General features: G+C 50.2%; 1 protein-coding gene. It reads left to right on the top strand.

The window, feature by feature from the left end; translation table 11 throughout:
- Positions 1–13,428, top strand: a complete 13,428-nt coding sequence (locus G9F75_RS08500) for a type I polyketide synthase (protein WP_311689463.1) — start codon at positions 1–3, stop codon at positions 13,426–13,428.
- Positions 13,429–13,431: the final 3 nt, after the last annotated feature.

Here is a 13,431-nt window from a genome sequence, read left to right as displayed (position 1 = left end):
GTGAAGAACTTCAATAAGCAAATCACTTTATCGCTGAAAAATCCGTTTATTTTACATCATGACGTTTACGGACAAAAAGTCCTTCCGGGATTGGCTTATATTGATATGTTTTATCAGATTTTCAAAGAGCGCGGCTATTCATACGACGGGCTTCAGCTGCGCCATTTATCCATATATCAGCCGCTTATTGCGAAAGAAGACAGCGCCGTCAAGCTTACGGTTGAATGTACAAAGGTAAAAGAAGGGCGATGGAAACTTACCGCAAAAGGGGCTGAGGTCAGCGGCGGACGCGTACAGCCGGAAGAACGTATTTACGTCAAAGCGGAAATGCACGAGACGGCACCCGCAGTTTTCAGTGACACGCTTGATCTTGACTCTGTCAAACGCGAGGCGGAACGCACCATCGATTTAAATGAGCTGTATGCACAATGCAGAAGTCAGGAATTGGTTCACAGCGGATATATGAAAGCAGAAGGAGAAGTGTTTGAGGAGCGGGACGGCGTCACCTTTGATGTATCGCTCGGAATAGACGCGATGGGACAGGCCGGGGGGTTTTTGTTCCATCCGACTCTTCTTGACGGAAGCGGCGTCGGCGCAAACCTATTGATCTCATCGCTGTTAAATGGGGAAAAGAGGCTGTTTCTGCCTCTTTTCTACGAATCTTTTACAGCTTCCGAACCTTTGCAGAGCGGCTGCATCACGAGAATCAAACGTTCGTCGCTTCGGCAGGAAAAGGAGCTCATTTACATTACACTGGAGTTTTTTAACGCATCCGGCCGGAAAGTAGCCGAGCTGAAAGATTTCACAAGCAAGCTCGTGCGGGATGCCGAGCTGATCAATACAGACCGTAAGCCTGCTGAGAAGTCTCCTGAAAAAGCCGGTTTACCGGAAGTTGCGGCATCGCTTGAAGGCGGACACCCGCATGAGGAAGCAGAACGGTATGTCATGAATCTGATGGCTGAAAAAATCGGCAAGCCGCTTGAACAGATTGATTCTCAAGTCGGCTACTATGAAATGGGGCTGACATCGTCCGGACTGCTTGACGTCGTCGAAACGATCAGCGAAAAAATCGGCGAAACCCTTTCTCCGACTTTGCTGTTTGAATATACGACGGCAGCAGAGCTGGCAGCTTTCCTGACTGAGCAGTACGGGAGCCATTTCAGCGCGCCTCCGGCAAAAATGGAGAAGCCGGTTGAGACGCAAACAGAGAGAAGACGGAAAAGCAGTGTTCCGCAAGATGAAGATATCGCCATTATCGGCATGGCCGGCCGCTACCCGCAGGCCGAAAATATTCATGAATTCTGGGAAAACCTGAAAGAAGGAAAAAACTGTGTCACCGAAATTCCGGAGTCTCGCTGGGACTGGCGCCGGTTTGAAAATGTAAAGTCGCCTTCCGGAAAGAGCATTTCAAAATGGGGCGGATTTATTGATGATCCGGATTGCTTTGATCCCCAATTTTTCCGAATTACGCCGCGGGAAGCTGAAACAATGGACCCTCAGGAACGGCTGTTTTTACAAACATGCTGGGAAACGATTGAGGATGCCGGATATACGCCAAAGTCGCTCGCAGAGGCGCGCGGACGGAATAAGAGACAGCGCGTCGGCGTCTTCGCAGGGGTGATGCATAAGGATTATACGTTGGTCGGGGCTGAAGCTTCTTCCGAAGATCATGTATTCCCGCTTTCTCTTAATTATGCGCAAATCGCAAACAGAGTTTCATATTTTTGCAATTTTCACGGGCCGAGCATGGCGGTCGATACGGTCTGTTCATCTTCGCTGACTGCGGTTCACCTTGCTGCGGAAAGCATTCGGCGCGGGGAATGTGAATCGGCGGTTGCCGGAGGGGTCAACTTGTCGCTGCATCCGAATAAATATCTGACATACGGTTTATGGGACATGTTTTCAACAGACGGAGTTTGTCATACATTCGGGAAAGACGGAGACGGCTATGTACCGGCTGAAGGAATCGGTGCCGTTTTATTAAAACCGCTGCGAGAGGCGGTAAAAGACGGAGACCGGATTTATGCGGTGATAAAGGGCAGTGCCGTCAACCACGTGGGGACAGTGAGCGGAATTTCCGTGCCGAGCCCTGTCGCGCAGGCCGATTTGATTGAAGAATGCCTGGACAAAGCGGGCATCGATCCGCGCACGGTCAGTTATATTGAGGCGCACGGGACGGGAACTTCTCTCGGCGATCCGATTGAGGTTCAAGGCCTTGTCAAGGCGTTCCGCCAGTACACACAGGACAAACAGTTCTGTTCGATCGGATCAGTGAAGTCCAATATCGGCCATGCGGAATCGGCGGCGGGCATCAGCGGCTTAAGCAAGGTTGCCCTGCAGCTTCACCATAAAACTTTGGTGCCGTCTCTTCATTCCGAGGAGCTGAATCCGTATTTAGATTTTGAACAATCACCGTTTTACGTCCAGCATCATACCGAAGAATGGCAGCAGCCCTCAGTGACGGAAAACGGAAATGAGACCGTATATCCCCGGCGTGCAGGCCTCAGTTCTTTTGGGGCGACAGGTTCAAACGTGCATCTCATTCTGGAGGAATTTATCCCTGAAGAATCACACGGAACAGTGGCTGAACCGGCAGAAGAACAGACATTCATTTTTCCGGTTTCAGCCCGGAATGAAGAACGGCTAAAAGAGTATGTTGCGAAGCTGTCTGCATTTATTCATCCCGGCCTGCCGCTTGAGGATGCGGCGTATACACTTCAGATCGGCCGTGAACAGATGGAGGAGCGGGTTGCGTTTACCGCTCAGAATATGACACAGCTCAAAGAGCGGCTGGAGGGCTTTCTGGCGGGTAAAACGGTCAGCGGGTGCTGGCGGAACCGAGCCGATAAAAGCAAACAGGCAGAGCTTGCTCCGGACTTGATACATAAATGGCTTTCCTCCGGGAGTCTGGGGATGATTGCCGAAAAGTGGGCCGGCGGAGGAACGATGGATTGGAATCTCTTGTACGGTGAAAACAAACCGAATCGGATCAGCCTGCCGACATATCCGTTTGAAAAAATCCGGTATTGGGTGCCGAAGGCGGAGAAAAGAGAATCGCTGCCGCAAAAAAGGGCAGGCATGCTGCATCCGCTCCTTCATGAAAATATATCAAACATGTCAGGCGTCCGTTTTCGGTCCTCTTTTAGCGGCGGAGAATTTTTCCTGAAAGATCACGTCGTCAAAAACGAGCGGACGTTACCGGGCGCGGCTTATCTGGAAATGGTCCGGGCGGCCGTTGAACACGCGGCAGAAACGAAGGAAGAAGGAACAGTCCGTCTGAAACATGTCGTATGGATACGTCCGTTTACAGCGGCGGATGAGTCCGCAGAACTGTATCTCCGCCTTTATGACGAAGAAAATGGGGAGATGGGATTTACGGTTTACAGTGAATCGGCTTCCTCGGAAGAAGAGCCCGTTCTCTATGCGCAAGGAAGCGCGGCATTTGTCCGAGCGGGCGAACCGGCCAAAATCGAGATTGACAAATTAAGAGAGTCACGCCGTCTGATCACACCTGACGCTTGCTATCAGGCATACAAACAGATGGGGATTGAATACGGGGATGCTCACAAAGCGGTCACGGAAATCTATGCAAACGACAGCAAAGTGCTCGCAAAGCTCTCACTCCCGTCAGCTATTTCTCATACAAAAGAACAGTTTGTCCTCCATCCGAGCCTTTTGGATGCGGCCTTCCACGCGACAATCGGGTTAATGCTTGACAGAGACGGGACTGACATACGGCCGATGCTGCCGTTTGCTCTCGAACAGATTGATGTGTTGAAAAGCTGTAAAAGTGATATGTGGGTATCCATTGCGTACAGCGGCGAAAGTAAGCCTGAAGATGCTGTGCAGAAGCTGGATATTGATTTGTGTGACGAACAAGGCAATGTATGTGTGAAAATAACTGGTTATTCCGCACGGGAAATTGAAACGGATAAAACAGATACACTATTTTTTGAACACGTATGGGAAGAGAAGGCCGCTGTACATGAAAAAGCGCCGATCCATTTCAAAGCCCGTCACGTGATGATATCTGACCGGTTTACGAATCAAATGAACAGCATACAGACAGACTTCAGCAGTCATGTGCTCCGTGATCAGCATAAGAGTGAAGACGAACGGTTTGAAGCTTGTGCGCTTCAGGCGTTCGAAGAAGTGAAGAAAATCCTCGCTTCAAATTCCGGCGGGCGCGAGCTCATTCAGATTGTCGTGCCTCAAGAAGCGGATACGCAGCTCCTTTGCGGCTTAACGGGGCTTTTGAAAACAGCGGCGCTTGAAAACCCGAACCTGACCGGCCAGCTGATTGAAGCGGAGCCGGACGTCAAGGCAGACACGCTGTCCCGATATGTAAAAGAATGCAGCGCTCATCCTGATGACAAGCATATTCGCTATGAAAACGGCAATCGCTATACGGCACAATGGCAGGAAACAGGGCTGGAACAGTTCGGCGCCGAAAAGCCGTGGAAGGATAAAGGTGTTTATCTGATCACAGGCGGTGCGGGCGGTCTAGGATTTTTATTCGCCAAAGAAATCGCCCGGCATGCAAAAGACGCCGTTCTTATTTTAACGGGGCGTTCTCTGTTGGATAACCGTAAAAAAACCCAGCTTCAAGAACTGTCCGATCTCGGCGCGCAAGCCGTGTACAAACAAACGGACATGACGGAAAAACAAGAAGTTCAATCGCTCACAGCGGACATCTGCCGGCAGTACGGCGGATTAAACGGTATCATACACAGCGCCGGAACGATAAAAGACAACTATATTCTGAAAAAGCACAAAGATGAAATCCGTGATGTTCTGGCGCCGAAAGTCTCCGGACTGGTTCATCTTGATGAAGCGGCAAAGGACATTGAGCTTGATTTTCTGATTCTCTTCTCTTCCGGAGCCGGAAGCGCCGGAAGCGCGGGCCAGGCTGATTATGCGATGGCCAATGCGTTTATGAACGCCTTCAGTGAAAAAAGAAACCGTAAAAAAGCCCGAAATGAACGCTATGGACACACCCTTTCAATCTGCTGGCCGCTTTGGAAAGACGGCGGCATGACGGTTGATGCTGAAACGGAAGCCATGCTGACAAAAGAAAGCGGCATGGTCCCTATGCAAACAGAAAACGGCATTCAGGCTTTGTACCGCGGGTGGGCGGCAAACACATCCCAAGTCATGGTGACGGAAGGCTACGCCGCAAAAATCCGGGCGTTTCTGAAAAAATCAGCGGATGATCAGCCGAATAAGGGCAGCGAAACGGAAGAAACGGCAGGTCTTACAGCAGGCGGAGAGAACATGCTTGCAGAAAAAACGGAGCATTTCTTGAAACAAGTGCTCTCGGAAGTGACCAAACTTCCTGTCAACAAAATTGACGCCAAGGCACCAATGGAAGATTACGGTATTGATTCGATTATGATCATGCATTTGACGGGCCGGCTGGAAAAGAGCTTCGGTTCATTGTCAAAAACTTTGTTTTTCGAATATCAGAATATCGAATCGCTGGCGCAGTATTTTATGAAAGCACACCGGGACACGCTGCTGGAAGTGACCGGGATGAAAACAGAAGAAACCCCTGCAGCCAAACCGGCGCTGTCTGAGAAAGCGAAAGTAAAGCCCGTTTCCAAACGGAATGAAGGCAAAAAAGGCTTTGCGCATGTCCGTCCAGACACGCGGAAAAATCAGCAGCTGACGGAGCGTGAAGATATCGCGATTATCGGTATGTCAGGACGATATCCGCAGGCCGAAAATCTTCAGGAATTTTGGAAGAACTTGAGTGAAGGCACTGACTGCATAACTGAAATTCCAAACGATCGCTGGGATCACAGTCTTTATTACGACGCTGATAAAGATAAAGAAGGCAAGACGTACGGAAAATGGGGAGGATTTTTGAAAGACGTGGACAAATTTGATCCGCAGTTCTTCTCTATTTCGCCCCGGGATGCAAAATTGATGGACCCGCAGGAGCGGTTATTCCTGCAGTGTGTCTACGAAACGATGGAAGATGCCGGTTACACGCGCAAAAAGCTCACGGAAAAATCGGGTGATTTGCTTGGCGCCAATGTCGGTGTTTACGTCGGCGTCATGTATGAGGAATATCAGCTTTACGGAGCAGAAGAACAGGCGCGCGGAAAATCGCTTGCGCTGACCGGAAATCCGTCATCAATTGCGAACAGGGCTTCCTATGTATTCGGTTTTAACGGCCCGAGCATGGCTCTGGATACGATGTGCTCTTCTTCTTTAACAGCCATTCATCTGGCATGCCAAAGCTTGCGGAACGGGGAATGCGAGGCAGCATTTGCCGGGGGCGTCAATGTATCCGTTCATCCGAATAAATATTTGATGCTCGGCCAGAACAGATTTTTATCAAGCAAAGGCAGATGTGAAAGTTTCGGAGAAGGCGGGGACGGTTATGTGCCCGGTGAAGGAGTGGGTGCCGTACTCCTTAAGCCGCTTTCTAAAGCGAAAGCGGACGGTGATCATATTTACGGCCTGATCAAAGGAACGGCCGTGAACCATGATGGAAAAACAAATGGGTATTCCGTACCGAATCCGAACGCCCAAGCCGCGGTGATCAAACAGGCGTTAAAAGACGCGGGAACCGATCCGAGGGCGGTCAGCTACATCGAAGCCCACGGCACCGGGACTTCACTCGGCGATCCGATTGAAATCACGGGTCTGACAAAAGTCTTTTCAGAACAAACACAAGATAAACAATTTTGTGCCATCGGCTCAGCGAAATCCAATATCGGGCACTGTGAAAGCGCGGCGGGCATCGCGGGTCTGACGAAGGTGCTCCTGCAAATGAAACATAAGCAGCTTGCACCGTCACTGCATTCCCGGACGCTTAACCCGAATATTGATTTTCTCGCTACGCCGTTTAAAGTGCAGCAGACGCTTGAAGAGTGGAAAAGACCGGTCATAAATGAAAACGGAATAAATAAAGAATTGCCGAGAACCGCGGGGCTTTCCTCATTCGGAGCCGGCGGTGTCAACGCTCATATCGTCATCGAAGAATATTCAGCTGATGAGGATAAGGAGACGGCTTTTGCCGCGCCTCATCCGTCGATGATCGTCCTTTCCGCGAAAAATGAGAAACGGCTTCAAAAACGGGCGGAACGTCTTCTTGATGCGCTGCGGAGCGGGCGTTACCGGGAAGCGGATCTGAGCCGGATCGCATATACGCTTCAAATCGGCCGTGAACCGATGGAAGAGCGTCTCGGAATGATTGTCAGCAATTTGCGCGAGCTTGAAGAAAAGCTTGACGAATTTACGGGCGGCAAGGAGTCAATTGACCAGCTCTACCGCGGACAAGTCAAACAGAATAAAGACACGATGGCGCTGTTTGCGGCTGATGAGGACATGGAAAAAACCATTGAGGCGTGGCTTGAAAAAGGCAAAGCCGCAAAGGTATTAGAGCTTTGGGTGAAGGGTCTTCCGCTGAATTGGGATAAGTTGTATCAAATGGGCAGACCGCAAAAAATCAGTCTCCCGGCCTACCCGTTTGCAAAAGACCGTTATTGGATCGACATATCAGCAGATGCAGCTGTCAAAAAACCGGCCGAAACACAGTCTGCGCCGATCGCACCGGCGGCCGTACCCGAACCGGTCATTGAAGTAACAACTCTTCATGAGGAGACTGCCAAAGAAAAACCGTCAAACATTTCATTGCAGCCTTTGAGCGGCGCGAAACCGAAAAGAACCGTACAGTCTGTTTCCCGTCCGGCGGTTTCCGCTGAGAAAGTAAGTGCCGTATTGACCGAAAGTTTGGCAGACGTTTTATATATGGATGCCGACGATATCGACGCAGACGACACATTTATTGATATCGGCATGGATTCAATTACCGGTCTTGAATGGATAAAGGCTGTTAATAAAACGTACGGCACGTCCCTTACGGTGACGAAAGTATATGATTATCCGACAATTCGCCAGTTTGCGGCTTTCTTGCAAAAAAAGCTCGGGACAGAACCGATCCTTGAGGAAGCAACCGAACCGCAGAAAACAGAGGCCGTGAAAAAACCGTCAAACATACTGCTGCAGCCTTTAAACGCTCATAAGCAGCATGTGATACAAGCAGAAGCGGATATTCTGGAGGCGATGTCTGAAACGGCAGCTTCCGCCGAACCGGAAGAACCGATTGAAGCGGTGCATGACGAGTTATCAAAAGCACTGGCTGATGTATTGTACATGGAGCGGCATGAAGTAGATATTGATGAGGCCTTTATTGACTTGGGTATGGATTCGATTACCGGTCTTGAATGGATAAAGGCCGTCAATAAACGGTACGGCACGGACTGTAACGTAACGAAAGTGTATGATTATCCGACAATCCGCCAATTTGCCGATTTTCTGCGTACGCAGCCGTCCGTCCGCGGAAGAAAAAAACAGGCGGTTCCCGTACGTCCAAAGCCGCTTACACAGCAACACGCCCTGCAGGAGAAAACACCTGCCGAGCCTGAGAGATTAACGGTTCAAAAGGAACCTGAACCGGTGCAGGCCAAACGGGAGCCTAAAGACGAGATAGCGGACGCGATAGCCATCGTCGGCATGTCGGGCAAGTACCCGGATGCGCCGGACCTAAAGACGTATTGGGACAACTTAGCCCGTGCGAAAAACGCCATTCGCGACATCCCGCTTTCCCGCTGGGATGTAGACAAATACTATGATCCGGCCTTAAACAAGAAGGGCAAAGTATACTGCAGATCAATCGGTATGCTTGACGGCATTGAAGAATTTGATCCGCTGTTCTTTAATATTTCTCCGTCTGAAGCGGAACTTATGGACCCGCAGCACCGGATATTTTTACAGGAAGGTTTTAAAGCCTTTGAAGATGCGGGTTACAGCTCAAAAGAATTAAACGGGAAAAATTGCGGCGTTTATTTGGGGATTATGAACAATGAATACGGCATGATGTTAAACAAACATCAGACAGGAGGAAGCGCGACGGGCAACAGTTTCAGCATCGCGGCGGCCCGTCTGCCTTATTATCTCAATTTGAAAGGGCCGGCCATTCCGATTGATACGGCATGCTCTTCATCTCTCGTCGGGACTCATTTGGCGCGTCAGGCGCTGTTGAATCATGAAATTGACATGGCGCTTGTCGGCGGCGTGACCTTGTATTTAACGCCTGAATCATACATCAGCATGTGTGAAGCCGGAATGCTGTCTCCTGACGGCCAATGTAAAGCATTTGATAACAGTGCGAACGGATTTGTGCCCGGCGAAGGCGCGGGGGCGCTCGTTTTGAAGAGGCTGAAAGATGCGGAAGCCGATCAAGACCATATTTACGGAGTCATTATCGGATCTGGAATTAACCAGGACGGAAAAACCAACGGCATTACCGCACCAAGCGCGAAAAGCCAAATGGATTTAGAGCGCCAAGTGTATGAAGCGCACAACATCCACCCTGAGAGCATCACCTATGCGGAAATGCACGGCACCGGCACAAAGCAGGGGGATCCGATTGAATTAGAAGCCCTGTCTTCTGTATTCAAGGAAAAAACGGATCGCAAACAATTTTGCGCCATCGGTTCGGTTAAATCGAATATCGGGCATACGTCGGCGGCGGCAGGTGTAGCAAGCGTCCAGAAGGTTCTGCTGTCGATGAAGCATCAGCAGCTTGTACCGACCCTTCATTTCAGCACGCCGAATGAACATTTTGATTTCAATGACTCGCCTTTATTTGTCAATACCGAACTCAAACCTTGGGAAACAGGCGGAGCACCGCGGCGGGCCTGTGTCAGCTCATTCGGCTACAGCGGCACAAACGCTCATCTCGTTATTGAAGAGTATCAGCCGAAAGACCGAGGAAGCCGTAAGTCTGATGAGACAAACATTTTTGTGCTGTCGGCGAAAAAAGCGCCGCAGGTAAAAACCTATGCCGAGTCTGTGATCGAATTTGCAAAAGCCAATCAGAATATCAATCTTTCAGATATGGCATACACGCTTCAAACCGGGCGTGATGCGATGGATTACCGTCTTGCGGTTACAGCCGGTTCGAGAGAAGAACTGATCAGCCGTTTCACCGATTTTGTAAACGGAAATACGGGTGAAGGGATATATGAAGCCCACATCAAAACGGCTAAAAAAGAAATCAAAGCATTTGAAACGGACGATGACCTGAAGCAGCTTGTGAGGTCATGGTTCGATAAGAAAAAATACGCCAAAATAGCGGAATTGTGGGCCAAAGGGCTTCAGATGGACTGGGACAGACTCTATCAAGGCGAAAAACCTCGCAGAATCAGTCTGCCGGCTTACCCATTTGCGAAGGAGCCGTACTGGCTGCCTGAGCCGAAAGCCGTACCGCAGGAAACAGAAGACCGGCGCAAGGCTGTGCTTTTAGAAAAGCAATGGGTTCCGTGTGAGATCGATTCGGCCGGTGAGAAAAGCGGCAGGACGGTCATGATTCTGGCTGATGAAAGAACAGCGGAGCTAGCCGAAGAGACTGCGAAGCATTTCACTGACTCGTTCATTCTCCCGGTCGATTCTGCTGATACTGCAGCTAGCGATTGGAATCACATAGATGGCGCAATTGATCTGACGGGATGCGGAGACGAAGACCCTTCACTGGAAGGGATCAGCCGGCTCCAGACTCTGATTGATACAAGCCGCCGGCAAGCACGGCCGCTGACGCTGCTATATGTAACAAAAGGCTTGGAGCCATTTCAGCAGAAAACGATTCATCTTGCAGGAGCGGCAAAAAGCGGCCTGTACAGAATGCTTCAAAATGAGTATCAAAACGTGACGTCCAGACACATGGATGCCGATACAGATACGGATCAGCAGACGCTTGCCAAACAGATTGCAGATGAATTTTCGGCGGACAGCACAGAACCGGAAATCTGCCGCCGAAACGGACAGAGATACCGTGCTTTATTCAGGGAGATTCCAAGCGGGAAGCGAGCAGAACATAAGCCCGCACCGTTTCCTGAAGACCATGTGCTTTTCATTACCGGAGGGACGAGGGGACTGGGTCTCTTATGCGCCCGCCATTTCACAGAAAAACACGGCGTGAAAAAAGTAGTGCTGACAGGCAGGGAGCCGATTCCTCCCCGCCATGAACGGTCAGCCGTTAATACGAGGCTGAAAGAGAAGATACGGGCGATTGAAGAGCTCGAAGCAAAAGGAGTGCAAGTGGCGGTGATCAGTCTGAAATTGTCTGATCATGATGCGGCGGCAGCGGAAATTGAAACGATCCAGCACACGATGGGACCGATAGGCGGCGTCATTCACTGTGCGGGATCGGTTAATTCAGTAAATCCGGCGTTTATCAGAAAGACTGCCGACGATATACAAGAAGTGCTGGAACCGAAAGTCGCAGGGCTTCAAACATTAAGCAGCCTTTTCACAAATGATCCTTTGCAATTTTTTGTCTTATTTTCTTCAGTATCTGCAGTTGTTCCGGCGCTCGCGGCGGGACAGTCGGATTATGCGATGGCAAATGCGTACATGGATTATTTCGCGGCGGCTCATCAGCATCAATATCCGTTAGTCAGCATTCAATGGCCGAACTGGAAGGAAACCGGATTGGGTGAAGTCCGCACAGAAAGCCTGAAGCAGACCGGGCTGCTGGGACTGTCCAACGCGGAAGGCCTTGACTTGCTGGACCGCATTTTATCTGAAAACATCCGCCCGTCCGTTCTGCCGGCTATCATTGATCGGAGCGAATGGCATCCTGACAGGCTGCTCTGTCAAGAGAAAACACAAAAAGAGACTGAAGCCGTAATAACCGGCAAAGCCGCGGAAAAACATTCAGACAGAGAACTGCTTCTTGATACGAAGGCGTGGCTTGTGAAATTGTTTTCCGATGAGCTGAAAATCGCTCCGGAAGAACTGGAAACAGACGAACCGTTTCAGGATTACGGGGTTGATTCGATCATTTTAGCGCAGCTTTTACAGCAAATGAATCAAGCGCTCAAAGAGGACTTAGATCCGTCTGTTTTATATGAACATCCGACGATCGACGCGTTTGCCGAATGGCTTGTATCCAATGGGCAGCCGCTGCTTGCAGAAAGGGAAGAACCTGATACAGAAATCTTGGTTCCGGCTGCCGTACAAACGGTTCACACTGAACAAAAGCGTGATGCCGTAACTGAAGACATTGCCGTCGTCGGAATGAGCTGCCGTTTTCCGGGGGCGGAATCGTTAGACCAATATTGGGACTTGCTGAGAAGCGGCAGGTCCGCAATCGGCCCCGTCCCGGCGGAACGTTTCGGATATGCAAATCAATACGTTGCGGGATTGATTGATAATATGGATCACTTTGATTCCGAATTCTTTTTCATTCCGGAAAACGACGCGAAAGCGATGGACCCTCAGGCGTTGGCGGTGTTAGAAGAGAGCTTGAAACTTTGGTGCCATGCGGGCTATACCCGTGAAGAAATCAAGGGCATAGAAGCTGGTGTGTATATCGGAGGCCGCAGCCAGCATCAGCCTGATCCTGAAAGTCTTGCGAATACCCGCAACCCGATCGTTGCGGGCGGGCAGAATTATTTAGCGGCAAACGTTTCGCAATTTTTTGATCTGCGCGGGCCGAGCATCGTGCTTGATACGGCTTGTTCATCGGCTTTGACAGGAATGAACATGGCCGTTCAGGCACTGAGAAGCAGCGATATCAAAGCGGCGGTAGTTGGCGGCGTCAGCCTGCTGAACACGGATGCGGCGCACCGGATGTTCCAAGAGCGCGGGCTGTTAAACGAAAAACCGGCATTTCACGTATTTGACAAGCGTTCAGGCGGAGTTGTCCTCGGTGAAGGCGTCGGCATGGTTCTGTTAAAAACAGTAAGCCAGGCGCAAAAAGACGGCGACACGATACACGCAGTCATTAAGGCCGCCGCCATGAACAATGACGGCAGAACGGCAGGCCCGTCAGCTCCTAATATGCAGGCGCAAAAAGATGTCATGCAAAGCGCGCTTTTCAAAAGCGGCAAAAAGCCGGAAGACATCACTTATATCGAAGCAAACGGATCGGGTTCCGCGGTGACTGATTTGCTTGAGCTGAAGGCGATTCAATCCGTATACCGCTCAGGCCAGCATGTTCCGCTCGGCATCGGGTCAATTAAGCCGAACATCGGGCATCCGCTTTGCGCAGAAGGCATCGCTAGCTTCATTAAAGTCGTATTAATGCTGAAGCATAAACAAACGGTTCCGTTTCTCTCAGGAGACGAACCGATGCCGCATTTTGATATAACAAAGACAGATTTTCACTTTCATAAAACAGCTGGCGAATGGGATGCAGCCAGACCGTCAGCATCCATCAACTGCTTTGCCGACGGCGGAACGAACGCCCACGTCATTCTGGAAGCTTGGGAAGAAAAAGATACCCGAATGAAAAGAAAGCCGCTGCCGGTACCGTCATTAAGACGTAAGGCTCTGGTAAAAGAACCTGACGTACGAGCGGAGAAACAAGAGCTTCCTGCGAAAAAAATGTTTTGGAAAGCATTTAAATGAGAG

It is taken from the genome of Bacillus sp. EKM208B (assembly GCF_011800725.1).
GTDB lineage: Bacteria > Bacillota > Bacilli > Bacillales > Bacillaceae > Bacillus > Bacillus velezensis.
The sequence above is the reverse complement of the archived record's forward strand: the minus strand, read 5'-3'. Positions and strand labels throughout refer to the sequence as shown.